Origin of the sequence: Brevibacillus sp. NPDC003359 (genome assembly GCF_042878995.1) — a bacterium.
Lineage (GTDB): Bacteria > Bacillota > Bacilli > Brevibacillales > Brevibacillaceae > Brevibacillus.
In genome coordinates, this window is sequence record NZ_JBIAOR010000009.1 from 73,573 (window position 1) to 90,946 (window position 17,374).

A 17,374-nucleotide genomic window follows, 5' to 3' on the forward strand; every position below is an offset into this window, starting at 1 on the left:
CACTCATATGGAATCGCCTACATTGTTTTCTTTATGTCTAGGACCGCGCACTTTCGGATGCGAGTCGCTCCTTGCTGCCGATTGATTTTTTGCTTGTCATTCCGATCACGATGGCAATCACCATGAAAGCCGCTAATGCTATTACACCTGTCAGCGAATGATCTGTAAACGTCCATTTATAAAAAAACGCTCCGCTAACTGCTCCAATGATAGGTCCAACAACAGGAATCCATGCGTAGCGCCAGTTGGACTTTCCTTTGCCGTGGATGGGTAAGAGTGCATGGGCGAGACGAGGCCCCAGGTCACGCGCCGGATTGATCGCATAGCCGGTAGTTCCGCCTAGAGATAAACCGATGGCAACAATCAGGAAGCCAACGATAAACGGATTCAGTCCTTCTGCAAATTTATTCGCTCCAATTGCCAGTAGACCGAGCACCAAGAAAAACGTACCTAAAATTTCGCTGAACAGATTCGCGACGGTATTCGGAATCGCGGGACCTGTTGCAAAAACCCCTAATTTGGCTCCTGCATCATTCGTCTCACGCCAATGTGGATAATAAAAGATCCAGACGAACGTCGCTCCCATAAATGCCCCAATCAGTTGAGCCGCCACGTAGCCCGGCACATGCTCCCACGGAAATTGACCGATGCTGGCCAGTGCAATGGTAAGTGCCGGATTCAAATGCGCTCCGCTAATACTCCCTACTGCATACGCTCCGCACGCAACTGCCAGCCCCCAGCCCAACGTAATCACAATCCAACCGCCGTTTTGGGAATACGCCTTTTTCAAGTTCTGTCCGGCGCAAACACCTGCCCCCAAAATGATCAAGATCATCGTCCCGATCAATTCCCCTACATAAATAGACATGCCCCATCCTCCCCCTTTTTGGAAAAAACGTAAACCTTCTTCCGTAAAGCGCTTACAATCCGCCAACTCCTTTGCTGATTGTCTGGAGAGAAAATAAAAAAGCTAATACTCGCAAAACAAGAGCCCATGCCCTATTTTGCAAATATTAGCTGATCTCCCAATCTCCACAGCACTATTAACTTAAGACCTACTATATAGCCATCTCTCAAAATTTGTCAATAATCCCTTTCCTTCACTTTTGCCAGTTCTCGCATCAAGCCCGGCAAAAAGAATAACGGGTAAATCAGCAGGTACAGGTTCGGAACCCACCAAGACCAATCGTAATCTGCCTTGAATGCCCAAAAAGCGATTGCCTGCAAACCTGAGCAGGACGTCAAAACGAGCGACAGCATGGCGAGCGGCTTCCAGATGTGCCGTCCTCTGCGATAGGCGTACAGACTGGCAAAGCCCGTGATGGAAATGAGGATATCCAGTGGAAAAAAGGACAAATTCCACGCGAGCAAATTGGGGTTGTAGTAATCCTGATACAGGTATTCCACAGGGAGAAGCTCCAAAAATGTGATGAGCCAGTATACGACAAAAGCCACATCGGTGACCCAGAAGAATACGAGCATTGCTCTTACATTTTTCTCACTCATTTGGCTTCAGCAACTCCCGTATCCTTCGCAGATTGCGCGTGAGAGGTGTCTCCCAGATTCAAAAGCACACAGCCCACGATGATCAGTCCGACAGCAATTACTTTTTTGACAGTGAAGGCATCCTTGAAGACCACCACACCAATGACCGCGATGATCGCCGTGCCGAGGCCCGACCAGATGGCGTATGCAGTCCCGACTTCCATTTCCTTGAGCGCCAGGCTCAACGACGAGAAGCACAAAATATACAAGATAAACATCATCACAGTGGGGACAGGCTTGCTCAGCCCGTCAGACAGCTTCATCGATGTTGTTCCAGCCACCTCTAGTAAAATGGCCATTAATAGATAGACCCAACTCATTTACGTTCCTCCTACTGACTTGTTTGAAGACGAAGAATCTACGATGCCTCCTAGTAAAATATCGATGACCGCATCCAGCGCATTCCCAATCGTCAGATGGTGCTGGTTCGCCAACTGCTGATCAATCAGTTGGTTGAGCGTCCCGGTATACATCTGGATCAAGATCGGAAGCTGGACACGACGAAACACGCCATCCTCTACCCCTTGCTCCAGAATGATCCGGACATGCTCCCACTCCTGTTGATTAAACTCGTCGATCAGCTTCCATTGCTCGGGATAGTAGCGCTTCAGCTCGTACCACACGCGTAGGTCCGTTCGTGAGAAGTTGTTCGGGACCAGTGCCAAAAGCAGTCGCATTTTCTCTACCACATCTATGTCAGGATCATGTAAAATCCGATCTTCTGCTTTACGCAAATCCTCGATGCTTTCTTCAATGACTTTGGTAATCAAGGCTTCTTTCGATGGAAAACTCGCATACAACGTCTTGGTGCTAACGCCTGCGCGCCTAGCTAAATCGGACATGGTAAACCGGACGCCCTTCGTCTCAATCTCTTGATAGGCGCATTGTAGGATTCGCTCCTGCATGTTCTTACCCCCTCACGAAAACAAGGAAAATATTCTATTTTTCATATTTTCCAAAACGTACTCTTAGCATAACGGCGTACTTGTGCATTGTCAACAATCGCCAAACCAGGCATGGCTCAGTGCCTTGATACCCGGATCGATTTTTTCCAACGGGGTGCCCGCGAAGCCGAGGAAAAACTCTTTTGGCAGGGGATTAGGCGGCACAAGCCACGTAAATGATGCGGACGAGGCTCTCACGCCAGCCTGAATCGCCAGCTTTTTCAACTCCTCTTCGCTTCGCTCGCTGTTTACCCGCAGTAGGACGTGAAAACCCGCATCGGCTCCGATGACAGTCGCGTTTTCGCCAAAATGCTTTTGTACAGCCAGCAGAAGTGCATCATGCTTTTTGCGGTACAGCTTGCGCATTTTGCGGACATGCTTTTCGAAATATCCTTTTTCCATAAAGGCTTCCATCGTCCGCTGATGCAGTCGGGATGAGGATGGTTCTAGCAGTGTCTCGCGCAGCAGGTTGTAGTACGTATCCAACAGAGATTCTGGCAAGACCATGTACCAAATGCCCAGTGCAGGCGCCAATACCTGCGCAAAGCTCCCCATATAGATGACATTCGCATGAGGGAGCAAGCCCTGCATAGACGGAATCGGTCTGCCATGGTAACGAAACTCTCCGTCGTAATCGTCTTCGATGATGTATCCTCCCACACTTTTGGCCCATTCGAGCAATTGCAGCCGTGTGGATACAGGCATGATCATCCCACGCGGGTATTGATGAGCCGAAGAAACAGCGGCCAACCCAACCCCTGACTCATATAGCTCACTGACGCTAATTCCGTCCTCTGTAAGCGAGATCGGCACTACGTCGAATCCGTGCTGGCGAAATGTATTGGCGAACAGCAAATAGCCCGGATTCTCTACACCGATGCGTTGGAACTGTGGCTTGACCATTAAACAGATCAGGGACAGCAAGCCAAACTGATCCGCCCCAATCACCACTTGATTCGGTGAACAAGCGACACCCCGGTACCTGCGCAGGTAGTCAGCGATTTGCTTCCTGAGCCCCGCCTCCCCTTGCGGATCCCCATAAAAAAGATTTTCCTGCTGCTCTATGTGAAGCGTCTCATTGTACAAACGCCGCCAAATCATAGTTGGAAATAACGAAAAATCATTGCGGGAGAGATGAAAGTCATAGTCGTACTCCCGCTCGTCACGCAGCACAGGCCGCTGGATGGTTTGGGTGCTCGCGCCAGCACCCGGCTTCACCTCAGCATCAGGCAATTTCTCCACATAGTACCCACTGCGCGGTTTACTTTGGATAAAACCTTCCGCTAGTAACTGCTGGTATGCCATCTCCACGGGTGTTGTGCTTAAGCCGAGCAAGTCAGCCAGCTTGCGAACGGATGGCAGCTTGCTATTCACCGCCAAGCGCCCTGCGACGATTTCCTTTTTCAAATAAGCATAAAGCTGTACGTATTGCGGCTCCTTGTCGTTCTCCTGCCAGTTCGGGGTCAAGAGCATATTGATTCCCCCTCCATCTGTCCTTTTCATTTTTACGAAACTGCATATTTTCAAGTATACACTTGCTCGTTATCCTAAGAAAAAGAAGTTTTGGACGAACAGGAGGACAACTACTATGTCTATGACACAAGAGATTGCAAGCACAGCGGTTCGCTTTTTAGAAGGGCAACGCGTCTTTTTGCGACCGATTGGCACAGATGATACCGAATTATACTTCCGCTCCTTGTTCAACAAGGAAACGCGTATGCTGACTGGTACCCAAAAACATTTCACACGTGAGCAAATCCAGCAGTATATCGAGAACAAAAGCCAGGATTCTTCCAGCGTCCTCTTATTGATCTGCCTGTGTGAAAATGATCAGGTGATTGGCGACGTCCAGATCGGGGATATCGACCGGAATAATCGCAACGCCTTTATCCGAATTTCTATTGATCAAAATGCCTATCAAGGCAAAGGCTACGGAAGCGAAGCCCTTCTGCTGATGCTCGATTATGGTTTTGGCATCCTCAATCTGCACCGCATCGAGCTAAACGTATTCGCCTTTAACGAACGAGCCATCCACACGTATGAAAAGCTCGGCTTCCAACGCGAAGGCGTACAGCGACAAGCGCTTTATTACAATCATGCCTATCACGACTCTATTCTCATGTCCATGCTGGCAGATGAGTACCGCGCGAAGTATTTGAAATAGCAAATGAAAACGCACCCGGGGATTATCAAATCCAGGTGCGTTTTTCATGTAGGTAAACAACTTCACAAAGGCGTATAATAGTGAAAATGGTAAGAAAAACCACTTACAAACAAAAGATCAGCTCAAGAAAGAGAGAATGACATGAAAAGTAAACTCCTACTCACCATCAGCTTGTTCATGATCCTCAGTGTATTGACAGGGCTCCATCCCGCATCAGCTAACACGTTGCAACAGTCATTGAAAGAAAATCTTGTCCCTGTTTCAAAAATGGAGCTTCCTGCAAAAACCATCATCGGGTTTGGGGAAGCTACGCATGGCAACAAGCAATTTACAACGCTGAAGTCAGATATTTTTAAGCATTTGGTAGAAAAACAAGGGTATCGCGTATTTGCCATCGAAGGTGATTTCGGCGGCGGACAAAAGGTCAATGAATACATTTTAGGAGGCAGCGGAACTGCCCAAGATGCCGCAAAAGCAATCGGATTTACGATATACCATACAGAAGAAATGGCCGCCCTTCTCTCTTGGATACGCGCCTTTAATGAGAAGCGGGATGTCAAAGATCAAATTCATTTCTATGGCTTTGACATGCAGCGCTATGACCATAACAAAAACGGGCTATTCTCCTATTTGAAAAAAGTGGATCCGACACTCGCATCCAAGTATGAGAAGCAGCTTTCGAATTTGAATGATCAGACGGTGTACGATCAAAAGATCGCTCTCGTACAGGAAGCCCTCTCCCACGTGAAAAGCCTGATGGAGCAGATGAAACAAAATCAATCTGTATACATCGCGACAAGCTCTGAGAAAGAGTATGAGTTGGCTACTGCCTTCGCAGAATCAATCCAGCAAAACGCTACACTGCGCGGAACAAATGCAAACTATAGTAACACCCGTGATCGCTATATGGCGGAAAAAGTGATGTGGATTTTATCCTATGAAAAGAAACATTACGGTCGGAACAACATGTTCATCACCGGACATAATGGACATATTGAAAAGACCTCCACTACGGTAGGCATGACAACCTGCATGGGGGCTCATCTCGCAAAAGCCTTGGGGGACCAATATTACGCAATCGGAAGTGAATTCTCCGAAAGCACCTTCCTTGCAAATGACGCCACTACCAACGAGCGCAAAGCGTTTACTGTAAAAAATAGCGGCAATGATCGGCTAGCTGTTTTGTTTGCACAGACAGGCATGGAGGATGGATTCCTTGACTTTGCAAAGGCAAAGCCTCATGCGGATTTTTACGCCTATCTGAATAAAGCCCAGTCCATCAGTGCAATCGGTGATGTTTTTAGTGGCTGGTATGGAAAAATGGAGAAGCTGTATACGTTGCAGATGGTTCCGGCAAAAGCTTTTGATGCGATCATTTTCGTACGAACGGCTACTCCTTCGATTATGATAACGGATTAACGGGTGAGAACATTTGCCTGTTCAAAGTATTACGGCAGCCAATTAAACTGGCTGTCGTTTTTTTGTGATTATGGAGCTAGCGATACCCGTTAGTTGTCGGTATCGAAGAGAAGCTTATGGTAAACGTTGAAATTTGTATCATCCAAGTACTATCTACAGGATTCTCAACTAGAAGGATGTTAAATCCTTTATTACTATGATCCTTTACATAACTCCATGCAAGTACTTTCGTATGAGGAAAACAGACCAAGCAAAGGCAAATGATGATATTCACCTATCTCGGTAATTTCACATAAATTAGTTACCATTAATCAACTTAACTATAAAATGCACAAAAATCTGAAGGTTTAATCTCACCACCATCAATGGAAAGAGGACTATCTTCAATAACAAGGGCCCACTACCTGCCTTTAAGCAATGGAGGTATTTGTATGATTAATTTCTATTCTTTTCAGGGGACCGTTACAATGATAAGTGATTTCATTACAGGGCAAAATGGGGAAGGAGAGGGTTGTTATAAATTAATATCTGTAGATAACGCTTTAGGAGCATTAGTTAATTTCGTAGTATCACCTACAACTTACTTTGTAGACCATGTAATGGTGGCAATAGGCGATCGCGTAACTGGATATTATGATGGGAATGCGCCTGTTCCTTTTATTTACCCTCCACAATATCGAGCACTTGTCATGGTAAAAAATAGCTCATTTCAGAATGTAAAAGTAGATTATTTTAATAGTCAGATGGTGAGTAGTGACGGGCAATTACAATTAACTATTTCTCCATATACCCAAATCGTGTTAACAAATGGGCAACCCTTTACTAAAACCCCCGTGAACCGAGATCTAATTGTTATCTATGGACCTGCCACAAAAAGTATCCCCGCCCAAACCATACCATATAGAATAATAGTTTTTTGTGAGAAGTTATTCTAATTTGTTTTTTGCCATAATATTAGGTATAAAAAACTCGTACATTTTGGGCGAGTTTTTTGTGCTGGAATCAGAAAACTTCATCCTCAACTAACCTGCCCGTCAGTTGAGCCACTTGCTTAGTCGTTCACTAGCAGCCTCTGCACTGTTTATTAAACAGTCCCCGATGATTTCCAATAATCGTTCCGTACTTCAGCAAATCCGATTATTACTTTTCGAGTATTTGGACTAATCCCTAGGATACGTTTTGTTAGCGTAACCCCTGGCTAAGTTCTACGATCTGATCCTTACCATTTCCACTACTAAATCCCCCGTGATAACAAACCACGTCTGCAATGTCGAGGTCTACATATTTCTTTAAAGAGAGACGAGCTGCACTCATATCCGGTGTGGTCGGGACATGAATGCCACCCAGAGTCCCATTTACACCGTACATCGAATCCCCAGCTACGAGAGTCTTGCTTTGCGTTAAATAAAGGCTGATATGACCGGGAGTATGCCCATGAGTATGGATGACGCGAATCCCGCCGCAAAACGGCAGTTCCTGACTGTCACTCAAGGTATGGTCCACTCTGCCTTTCGGGGGATTCTCAAGGTGCCCGTCTTTTAAAAGTGGTATCTCCCCCTGAATATACGGCTTATCCAGTTCGTGTGCATAAACGGTAACATGATCCCCGCACTCCTGCAAAATCTCAGGAAGACTGCCTATATGATCCACATCCTGATGCGTCAAAATCACAGCTTTTAGCTTGTCGAACGATACTCCTACCTTTTCCATGGCCACGCGTAAATCATCCATTTGCCCTGGGAAGCCTGTGTCAATTAAAACAGCCATTTCCGGGTCCCACAAAAGAACGGGGTGAATGATATTCCCATGAAAATCTAGATGAAGCATTTCTACTCCCTTTGATATTTCCATCGTATCAGACCTCCGCAAAAATTCTTGTTGTTGTCAACATCTGTAAACATCATTGGTGTCAATAGATTTGCAATATAGCAATCCAGAAGAAACGAACGCCAGTCAGAATAGATAAAATTACCGTTGTAACCTCCTATTGCAAAAACAAGGAACAAGTAAAAACGTTAGAGAAAGGAATGAAAAACATGAAGACAATCCAATCAAAAGACGGGACCACGTTAGCTTATGATGTATATGGCAGCGGACCTGCCCTCCTATTCATAACAGGAGCAACTTGTTTTCGCTCATTTGAACCGGTCTTACATGATGCTCACGTATTTGCAGAACACTTTACCGTCTATAATTATGACCGGCGCGGGCGAGGCGACAGTGGCAACACGCTGCCGTATTCTTTTGAGCGTGAGATCGAAGACATTGAAGCCATGATCGATGCTGCTGGAGGTTCGGCTTATCTCTACGGTCATTCTTCGGGTGCTATATTGGCACTTGAAGCTGCCATGAAGCTCGGTGACAAAGTGAGCAAGCTGGTTATGTATGACGCGTCATACGCAAGCGACGAGGTGGACCAAAAACAATTCAATGAGCTAGGGCAAGGCGTGAACAAATTGCTTGATACTGGCAACCACAATGAAGCGATAAGCCTCTTTTTGGAAGGGATCGGTATTCCTAAAGAAGTGATTTTCTATACGCAGCAATCACCCCAATGGGAAGACATGGTGGCGCTTGCCCCTACTCTTGCTTACGACATAACGTTGGCCAGCGATCTCCCGCCTATTGAAAGAGCCCGCCAACTTCATGTGCCTACCCTAATTATTGTAGGTGAAAAAAACCCTGCCTCCTTGCACGATGTTGCGAGCCAATTGAGCCAAGTCATTCCTCATGCACAGTGCAGCCAACTTGCAGATCAAGACCACATGCCTGACCCTTCTGTGTTGCTTCCCTTACTCAACGATTTTCTTACACACAATGAATCGGAGATAAAAAGTGAAACTTGATAAAACTTTCGAAGCCACCATTGTGAAAGACGATAGACAGCTAAATCACGACGATTCCCCCTTGATATGGGGGATATTTCTTTTTAGGAGTTAGGGGAATGAAAGTCATCAGTATTAGAAACACTTAACTGCCCGTTAGCTCAAAACTAATGCTATAGAAGCTCAATTCGCATTTATTCTGCACATTAAAAAAAGCACCCTTTATCGGTGCTTTTTATTCTTGATTCAACGAATGACGTCTTCATCTCCCATGAATCAGCAAAGATATAAATCGCCCCTCTGATTCGTCACTACTTCGGACTACAGTCCCTCATCACTCTTCCTCATCCGCCCAATCCAAAAATCCGCTCAACAGGCTCTCTTCTTCCGCTTCATTACCGCGGAGCTTTGCTTCCAGCCGGTCAATCCGCTTATGATACACCTCTGCGTCGGCCTTGGACCTGTTTCGCAACAGACTCCCGCGCTTCTTCCACTGCTCATACGCTTGCTTCGCATAGCGCAAAGCCTTCTCCCAATCCTTCAACTGGTGCTCATACAGTTTGGCAGCTTCAATATACACCTCTTCCGGGACATATCCGGTGGACTGAATGCACGACTCCCAAACAGTTAAGGCTTGCTGCCAATCCTTTTGCTTTTTGTACAGAAGACCGATGGCGAGCTTGGCCCGGTTCCTCCACGAATGATCGCTGTCTGCAACGAGACGATAGCCTGCCATAGCGGCTTCCTGATCACCAAGCGCATCGTACCATCTGGCAATTTCGTAACTTTCCTCGGGAGATACCGTTATCCCCCCTTGCCCTACTAATAGCCGTGTCATGTGAATATACATCGTGATCAGAGACAGGACGTCCGTCTCGTTATGTCGCAATACACCTTCGATTACTCCAGGGTCTTGGGCATGCAAAAAGTCGAAATACCGCACCGGTGCCAAATAACCGGGCAAATCATCCTCGCGAAACACATCCAGTTTTTCCTGCTCGATAATACCTAATCGGCACGATTCCAACTCCGCCTTCCACAGTCTCCTCGCCCCGTGCAAAAGGTCAAAATGACCAAAGGTAGGCAAAGCGGGCACCTGATCGCGCACCAGCGTATGCCTCGTCCGCACTTGCGGCCAGTCAAAGGACTTTCCGTTAAAGGTCACCAGATGCGAGGACTTCTGAGCTTGCTCCAAAAACGATTGGTACAAGGTCACCTCTGCATGCGGTCCCGGGAGAAAATGCTGGCGCACCACGACGTGCTCTCCCTCGAAGCGACTGTATCCCAAAAGAAAAATCGCATTGCCTGCCCCGCCTGACAGCCCCGTCGTCTCCGTATCGAAAAACAGCAAGTCTTCCGGCTTCCTCCCCACAGCGGATAGTGGATGCTCTCGACCTGCCGCTTCCCACATACGGATCGCCTCATGCAGTTCGGAAAAGGCGTACGCGCCATGCTGCTGATCGATCGGATAGCGAACCTCGCGAATCATGACATACTCGTCATCCCAGATGTAGGCCGAAGCCTGCATTTCCCTCCACTTGTCGGCAAAAGGTATCTGGAGCTCGTCGCTGCTATCCACTGGTACAGCCGCCCTCGGCTCTTCCCTTGTCTCCTTCTGGAGAATAGACGTTTCCGATTCGACTGCTGGCGTTACCGCTTTGTCCGTTTCCAGCGAGAGATGTCCCTTCATCCGTTGCAGCTTGGATTTAAGAGACATAAGTACTTCCCCCTTGAGCGATTCGCAGCAAGGTCATGGCTAGCCCCTTGCTGCCATCATCTGTCGCTCCTACACAAGATGGACAGCCTGACTCACACGGGCAAGAGACAATCATCCGCTCTGCCTGCGTCAAAATCGTCTCCATTTCCTTGTACACTTGCTCGCTTAGGCCGATGCCGCCCGGATAACGGTCGTACAGAAAAATCGTCGGCTCCTGCGAATGAACGGCCTTTCGTTGCGGTATCACGTGCAGGTCCATCGGGTCGCACATAACAAACAATGGAGCCACGTGCTGCAACACATGCGCCAAACCGACCAAGCCACGCTCCACATCCTCTGTCCCAATCTCGCCGAGCAGCGCTTCGGAAAAGCCAATCCACGCCGCATTTGTATGCAGCTCCTCTTCCGGCAAATGAATCGGTCCCGAGCCGATGTTTTCATGCGTCTCGAACTTGATTTTCTTAAAGATCGTCGCCATCGCATTCACAGCCACTTCGCCATATGCCAATGTGCTCTGCGCATGAAGACGCGACTGATCCTGCTCCAATACCTTCAGCGAGACGGCCAAGTTGGCGTCCGTGTAATAATCGACTTGGACTTCCCGGACGTACGCCTTCTTTTCCTCGTAGTCCAGCTTCTCCACCTGGAATTGCGTCCCTTGATGCAGGTAAATGGCCTCGTCATGCAAGAGCGTCATGGAGCTGAAACGGTCCATTTCCCCGATGACACGCTCATTTCCCCGTTCACTGATGTCGATGATCACGACATTTTCCTGCGAGGCTGACCGCAAACTGATGTTGTGGGCCGGGAACGAATCGTTCATCCAGAACCACTTGCCCCGCGAGTAATGAAGCACCTGCTCCTCGGTCAAAAACTCAAGAATCTCCACGATTTCCGCGCGCCCGAATGTGTCCCCTTCACGAAACGGCAGCTCGTATGCCGCACATTTGAGATGATCAACCAAGATGATCAGGTTATCGGGATTGATCCGCGCTGTCTCAGGACTGCGATCGAAAAAGTACTCTGGATTGGCGATCACATACTGATCCAACGGCGTGGAGCTGCCGACCATAACAACGACAGATTCCCCCTGCCTTCTTCCCGCTCGTCCTGCCTGCTGCCATGTACTTGCGACCGAGCCCGGGTAGCCAGTAATGACACATGCCTGCAACTGCCCGATATCTACCCCAAGCTCCAGCGCATTGGTGCTGACCACACCCATAATGTCACCATTGCGCAAGCCGCGTTCGATCTCTCTGCGCTGGCTCGGCAAATAGCCGCCGCGATACCCTTGGATCGTTTTTGGCCCAAGCTTGCGGCGAATCAGCTCCTGCAAATACGTCAGCAAAATCTCTACACGTACACGGCTTCTCGCAAACAGAATCGTCTGTATGCCATTGGTCAAAAACTGCTCGGTAATGTCTCGCGCCTCCAATGTGGCACTGCGTCTAATATTGAGCTGCTTGTTGACCACAGGCGGATTGTAGAAAAGGAAATGCTTGATGCCTGACGGAGCACCATTGTTGTTGACCAGCTCTACCTCTTCTTCTGTCAGGGCTTCCGCCAATTGCTTCGGGTTGGCGATGGTAGCTGATGTGCAAATGAATTGCGGATGACTTCCATAAAAGGCGCAAATGCGCTTCAACCGCCGAATAACATTGGCGACATGGCTGCCAAAAACGCCACGATATGTATGCAACTCATCAATCACGATGTATTTGAGATGCTCGAAAAAGGAAACCCACTTGGTGTGATGGGGCAAAATGGCGGAATGCAGCATGTCTGGGTTGGTGATGACGATATTCCCTGCCTTTCGTACCATCTGCCGGATATTTGCTGGCGTATCACCGTCATACGTTTCGGATTTGATCGACAGACCCATTTCCGTAATTAGCTCGTGCAGCTCCGACTTTTGATCCTGCGCCAAAGCTTTGGTTGGGAACAAGTAAAGAGCCCGGGCTTGCGTGTCTTCCGATAACGTCTGAAGGATCGGCAAATGATAGCACATGCTTTTGCCAGAAGCCGTGGGGGTAACCGCTACGATATGTTTTCCTTCGCGCACATGGCGAAAGGATGTTTCTTGATGCGTGTATAAGGAAGGGATGCCTCTTTGTGTCAGGGCATCTCGAATTCGTCCGTCCAGTTCATTTGGAAAGGGAACGGACTTTGCTTCACGAGCAGGAATGACCCGCCAGTGCGCAATGTTATCACGAAATCGTTCGTCTGTTTTTATGTGATCCAATATGGCTGCGATATTTTTTTTCACATTCATTTTCGTCACCTTCTTGCTACTATTTTACGAATGGACGTTCGGCATGTAAACATGGAATAAAGATCCGCTCTGAACAGATATTATTCAAAATGCAAAGTCGAGGGATAATTTATCTTTTTTATTTTTATTCTAGGAGGGAAATATAGGTAATTTATATAAATTGTAAACGACATGCTACCAACAGTAAGAATAGCGAATCGGATCTTCTATAAGATTTCTATTGAAACACCAAAAATTGCTCCGCTCTCTGACGAATCTTATGAAGAAATGATAACTCATTAGAATTGTAAATCCTCCTTTCTCTTAGGGCGGATTAACTTTTTCAAGATCAATAATGATTATTTGGAGGTGATTACCTTTGATTTTAGAATTAGTAATTCTCCCTTTGATAGTTGCTTTGCTCTTGCCAATCGCATTCGGTGTAAAAAGAATTACAGTGCAAAATGATAAAATAATTGAACTTCTCGAAGAATTGAAAAATCGTTAGTTCAGATAGCCTGTACGTTTACAAAAAGCCACGAAAAGGTGATTCGTGGCTTTTTTGTATTTGTATTCATTCTCCTTTCCTTGATTCATTTAATCCCAGTGCAATTAAGAGCAGGAATCCACTATCCCAACGTCCCTCCTCAGTTACCATTTGCTTCACGTATGTAAACATGGAATAAAGATCCACTTTGAACAGATACTAGAATCAACTCAAGTATGTAGAGGTATGCGCATGAAACAAGGTTCTTTGACTTTTTTTCAAGTTGTCTGTATGTTGATGCTCACCATTGGCCTAATGAACCATGTGATTGTCATCCCGATTTTATTAGATGCCGCCAAACGGGATTCATGGATATCGGTTATTTTGGCAGGTGTCATCTTTCTTGTGTGGACCTGCCTTTTGTATTCGGCAATTGCCAAAACTCGTCAGCAGCATCTTTTTCTTTTGCTGAAAAATGCATACCATCCTGTTGTTTCCTATATATTGGCGGGCATTGCCTGCGTCTATTTATTCATGATGTGTGCGATTACGATGAGAGATACCGTTACCTGGATACACGTCGCTTTTTCCCCAAAGATGCCCACTTTTTTCATTGCCCTTCTGCTAGCTGGCATTTGCTTGTGCAATTCATACTTGGGCATACGCTCTATCGCAAACACAGCGGTCCTTTTCCTGCCGCTTGTCATCTTTCTCGGTTTCTTCGTTATGTCTTCCAACTACGTGCATAAAAACTATATGTTGCTGAAACCATTCCTGGAGTTCGGAATGCTTCCTGTTTGGAAAGGCATGGTCTTTGTCGGAGCTGGTTATATTGAACTGCTCATCCTTCTGTTTATGCAACAGCATATTCGCTCCAAGTATTCACTGCTACCCCTCTTGATTCTTGCCATCGTGTTAATAGGACTGACCTTTGGACCTGTTACGGGGGCAATTGCGGAATTCGGCTCTGGTGAGTCGGAGAAGCTGAGATATCCCGCATACGAAGAATGGCGCTTGGTTAATATTGGCCGCTACTTTGAACATATGGATTTCTTAAGTATTTACCAGTGGTTTTCAGGTGCTTTTATTCGCATGTCTTTGACGATCTTTCTCATCGTAGATATCTTTCGAATGGAAAACAAAGCGAAAAAACTGGTTGTCCTCGTCCTGCTTTATTCCCTATTGATTGCCATTGCCGTTCTACCCTTCAGCGATAACGCGTTTCTGGACATGCTAACCGCATATATCCTTCCAATTATGTTTTATACGATGTTGTTCTACTCGTTCATTATCATCGTGCTCATACATTGGTCCAGTCGAAGGAGGGGTGTGATCTATGAGGAGAGTCCGAGGGAATGATGTCTTCGTCCCTAACGAACATCCACCGTCAATACCAAACGATCAGCCCTTAACCGAACAATATTTTCGGCAATTATTTGCCTCTTGTGCAGATGTCATCATAGATTCGGTTCGTTTCCCCTCCGCAGAAGATCAGCAGAATTCGTCTGACGTTACCATCATTTATTCGGAGGGTCTATGCGATATCAAACAGATCAACCAATATGTGGTTCCGAAGCTATCCCACATGTATCAAACGACTTCCCCGCTGAGTGCTTCAGGCCTTGAGCAATACAGTGAGTTATTTTTGAAAGTGATTCTCGACGATCGCAATCCGGACCTCATTGTCAAAAAAGTATTCGGCGGAGAACTCCTCCTCTTCTTTCCTTCGTTTAACAAGCTCTATTGGATGGAGCTCTCCAACCCGCCGCAGCGCACTCCGGAAGAGCCGACTACAGAGGTCTCTGTGAAAGGACCGCGAGATGGCTTTACCGAAGAGCCGCACATCAGTATCGGCTTGATCCGGAAAAGATTAAAAACCAATAGATTAGCGGTAGAAGAGTACCGACTAGGTGAAGAGACACAAACAAGAGTCAATTTGCTGTTCCTCAAAAATAAGATAAACCCGGAAACATTGGATGAAATCCGAACCAAGCTTGAACAACTGCAAGTAACAGCGATTATTAGCAATACGCAGCTCGAAGATATGCTAACAGGCGCCCGCATACCGTTGTTTCCTCTGTTTGAGTATACAGGCAGGCCTGATTTTGCAGTTAACGCGCTGTTGCATGGGAAATTTCTCATTTTTGTGGAAGGCTCCCCGATCGCCACGATCGCTCCTGTGACCTTGACTTTTTTATTTAATACACCGGAAGATATCTACTCATATTTTTGGTATAGCGCTTTTACCCGTTTAATGAGATTGTTCGGATTCCTAGTGGCCTTGTTTCTTCCTGGCTTCTGGATTGCCTTGATCACTTATCATCAGGATCAGCTTCCTTACACACTGGTGGCAACGCTTGTCCTATCCAGACAGGGCGTCCCCATTCCTGTCCCGTTGGAAGCAATCGTCATGCTGCTGTTATTTGAATTATTTCGTGAAGCCGGTATACGTCTTCCCATGGCTTTTGGCCAAACTTTATCCGTGGTTGGCGGTCTGATCATCGGTCAAGCCGCCATCAGTGCAGGGTTAACAGCTCCCGGGATTCTCGTAATTGTGGCGATGTCCGTACTCTCCACCTTTTCGCTGGTCAATCAAGACCTCGTCGGTACGGTTAGCTTGCTAAGACTCATCATCTTGGTCATTTCTGGTATGGCTGGGCTGTTTGGCTTTTTCATCTCAGTTGGGATGATCGTGCTGTACCTGACCAATCTGCGATCATTTGGGGTTTATTATTTGGAGCCGCTCTCTCCCCCTATTTTTCAGGATATGTGGAAAGTAATCTTTCGGATCCCATGGGGAAAATGGTACAAAGTCCCTCACATGCTGCAGAAAAACAGATCAAGCGAGGAGAATCAACAATAGTTATGCAAAAACTTCGCTGCTTTTTCACGACGATTTTGATCTGTTCCATGTTAAGCGGTTGTTGGGGCGCCAAAGAAATTGAGCATTTGATTTACGTCAATTCCATTGGAGTTGACTATGTGAAGGGGAAATTTGTGTTTTATACGCAAATCATTAGCTTCGGTAATATTGCCAAGCAAGAAGCAGGTGGACAACGACTTCCTCAAACCATTTCCATCGGTAAGGGAGAAGGGAAAACGCTAGATGAAGCGATATTCAATCTGTACCCGACCGCACAACAGCGACTTTCCTGGAGCCATATCAAAGCTATTGTCTTTTCCGAGGCTGCCTTGAAGCAGGATGTCGTCAATCAATTATTGGATGTCGTCGACCGTTACTACGAATTCCGCTATACAATCTGGACATTTGCTACGAAAGAACCCATCGAAGATATTTTTAACGCCAAGCCTATTTTGAATATCTCTGTCCTGTATTCCCAATTGAACGACCCGCAGGATATTTACAGACAAAGCTCAGTCGTCGCTCCTATGTATCTATACAAGTTTATCTGGAAGTGGAAAGAAAGTGGGCAGACAATGCAGTTGCCCGAAATGGGGATCAACAAAGTACAGTGGACCGAAGATAAAAAAAAGCATCCCAAACTGATCATGAGCGGCGTCTGCTTTTTGCAAAACAAGAAATTGAAACAATGCATCCCACGTGCAGACATCATGGGTCTGCGCTGGTTGGATAAAGATACGAGCCGACCAGGGATTACGGTTTATCATGATGGCCACCCCATCGCAACACTTGTGATGGAAAAGATCAAACCATCCATCACCCCCAAAGTGGAAAATGACAAAGTAACGTTTCAGCTCAAGGTAAGCACGAAGGCAAACATGCCCCAATTGGTAAAAGCCATTCCAGAAAAGAAACTACGCGAATATGCGGAGAAGAGCATTTCTGAGGAGATCATGCACACGTACCTTTTAGGACAAAAATCACAAATCGATGTTCTTCAATTGTCAGATACTTTATATCGAGAGAATCCCAAGGCATGGCACCAGTTTACGAAAAATGGGGAGCTGCCTCTTCGTCCCGATACGATTTCCCGTCTGGACGTAGAGCTGGAGCTGTTCGGAGGAAACCTCTCAAAGATACGGGAGCATTAAGAAAGACC

Annotated in this window: 16 protein-coding genes; 8 read left to right on the forward strand and 8 right to left on the reverse strand. The window is 46.7% G+C overall.

Annotation, left to right across the window (positions count from 1 at the left end):
* Window positions 1-37: 37 nt before the first annotated feature.
* The 5 genes from ACFYU8_RS20205 to pdxR all read right to left on the reverse strand — a co-directional run bounded on the left by ACFYU8_RS20205 (window position 38) and on the right by pdxR (window position 3,962).
* Window positions 38-868, reverse strand: a complete 831-nt coding sequence (locus ACFYU8_RS20205; RefSeq protein WP_390302968.1) for an MIP/aquaporin family protein — start codon at window positions 866-868, stop codon at window positions 38-40.
* Between the two features lie 215 nt (window positions 869-1,083).
* Window positions 1,084-1,506 (reverse strand): YvaD family protein, encoded by a 423-nt coding sequence (locus ACFYU8_RS20210; protein WP_390302965.1) that lies wholly within the window; start codon window positions 1,504-1,506, stop codon window positions 1,084-1,086.
* Window positions 1,503-1,865 carry a DMT family transporter gene (locus ACFYU8_RS20215; RefSeq protein WP_106838006.1) on the reverse strand — a complete coding sequence of 121 codons (363 nt, stop codon included), beginning with the start codon at window positions 1,863-1,865 and terminating at the stop codon, window positions 1,503-1,505. The genes ACFYU8_RS20210 and ACFYU8_RS20215 overlap by 4 nt, the downstream gene beginning before the upstream one ends.
* Entirely contained in the window at window positions 1,866-2,450 is a 585-nt protein-coding gene (locus tag ACFYU8_RS20220; protein ID WP_390302962.1) for a TetR/AcrR family transcriptional regulator, read from the reverse strand.
* Window positions 2,451-2,540: 90 nt separating this feature from the next.
* Window positions 2,541-3,962, reverse strand: a complete 1,422-nt coding sequence (gene pdxR, locus ACFYU8_RS20225; protein WP_390302959.1) for a MocR-like pyridoxine biosynthesis transcription factor PdxR — start codon at window positions 3,960-3,962, stop codon at window positions 2,541-2,543.
* A gap of 115 nt (window positions 3,963-4,077) precedes the next feature.
* Between pdxR and ACFYU8_RS20230 the strand changes: the two genes are divergently transcribed.
* The 3 genes from ACFYU8_RS20230 to ACFYU8_RS20240 all read left to right on the forward strand — a co-directional run bounded on the left by ACFYU8_RS20230 (window position 4,078) and on the right by ACFYU8_RS20240 (window position 7,007).
* Window positions 4,078-4,653, forward strand: a complete 576-nt coding sequence (locus tag ACFYU8_RS20230; RefSeq protein ID WP_390302956.1) for a GNAT family N-acetyltransferase — start codon at window positions 4,078-4,080, stop codon at window positions 4,651-4,653.
* A gap of 141 nt (window positions 4,654-4,794) precedes the next feature.
* Window positions 4,795-6,072: an erythromycin esterase family protein gene (locus ACFYU8_RS20235; RefSeq protein WP_390302953.1), complete on the forward strand. Its 1,278-nt coding sequence runs from the start codon at window positions 4,795-4,797 to the stop codon at window positions 6,070-6,072.
* A gap of 431 nt (window positions 6,073-6,503) precedes the next feature.
* Window positions 6,504-7,007: a hypothetical protein gene (locus tag ACFYU8_RS20240; RefSeq protein WP_144619207.1), complete on the forward strand. Its 504-nt coding sequence runs from the start codon at window positions 6,504-6,506 to the stop codon at window positions 7,005-7,007.
* 247 nt (window positions 7,008-7,254) lie between these two features.
* On the opposite strand, the gene ACFYU8_RS20245 is transcribed toward ACFYU8_RS20240, so the two are convergent.
* Window positions 7,255-7,923, reverse strand: coding sequence for an MBL fold metallo-hydrolase (locus ACFYU8_RS20245; RefSeq protein WP_390302950.1), 669 nt, complete (start codon window positions 7,921-7,923; stop codon window positions 7,255-7,257).
* A gap of 185 nt (window positions 7,924-8,108) precedes the next feature.
* On the opposite strand from ACFYU8_RS20245, the gene ACFYU8_RS20250 reads away from it, so the two are divergent.
* On the forward strand, window positions 8,109-8,918 hold the full coding sequence (locus ACFYU8_RS20250; RefSeq protein WP_390302947.1) for an alpha/beta fold hydrolase: 810 nt from the start codon (window positions 8,109-8,111) through the stop codon (window positions 8,916-8,918).
* A 313-nt stretch (window positions 8,919-9,231) separates the two neighbouring features.
* Here ACFYU8_RS20250 and ACFYU8_RS20255 read toward each other — a convergent pair whose 3' ends face one another.
* Both ACFYU8_RS20255 and ACFYU8_RS20260 read right to left on the reverse strand, forming a co-directional pair.
* Window positions 9,232-10,614, reverse strand: coding sequence for a ribonuclease H-like domain-containing protein (locus tag ACFYU8_RS20255; RefSeq protein ID WP_390302944.1), 1,383 nt, complete (start codon window positions 10,612-10,614; stop codon window positions 9,232-9,234).
* Window positions 10,604-12,886 (reverse strand): DEAD/DEAH box helicase, encoded by a 2,283-nt coding sequence (locus ACFYU8_RS20260; RefSeq protein ID WP_390302941.1) that lies wholly within the window; start codon window positions 12,884-12,886, stop codon window positions 10,604-10,606. Before ACFYU8_RS20260 ends, ACFYU8_RS20255 begins: the two co-directional genes overlap by 11 nt.
* 358 nt (window positions 12,887-13,244) lie before the next feature.
* On the opposite strand from ACFYU8_RS20260, the gene ACFYU8_RS20265 reads away from it, so the two are divergent.
* The 4 genes from ACFYU8_RS20265 (at window position 13,245) to ACFYU8_RS20280 (ending at window position 17,366) form a co-directional block, all read left to right on the forward strand.
* Window positions 13,245-13,373, forward strand: a complete 129-nt coding sequence (locus tag ACFYU8_RS20265) for a hypothetical protein (protein ID WP_390302938.1) — start codon at window positions 13,245-13,247, stop codon at window positions 13,371-13,373.
* 231 nt (window positions 13,374-13,604) lie between these two features.
* Window positions 13,605-14,711 carry an endospore germination permease gene (locus tag ACFYU8_RS20270; protein ID WP_390302935.1) on the forward strand — a complete coding sequence of 369 codons (1,107 nt, stop codon included), beginning with the start codon at window positions 13,605-13,607 and terminating at the stop codon, window positions 14,709-14,711.
* Entirely contained in the window at window positions 14,689-16,215 is a 1,527-nt protein-coding gene (locus ACFYU8_RS20275) for a spore germination protein (protein ID WP_390302932.1), read from the forward strand. Before ACFYU8_RS20270 ends, ACFYU8_RS20275 begins: the two co-directional genes overlap by 23 nt.
* Window positions 16,216-16,217: 2 nt before the next feature.
* Entirely contained in the window at window positions 16,218-17,366 is a 1,149-nt protein-coding gene (locus ACFYU8_RS20280) for a Ger(x)C family spore germination protein (protein WP_390302929.1), read from the forward strand.
* Window positions 17,367-17,374: the final 8 nt, after the last annotated feature.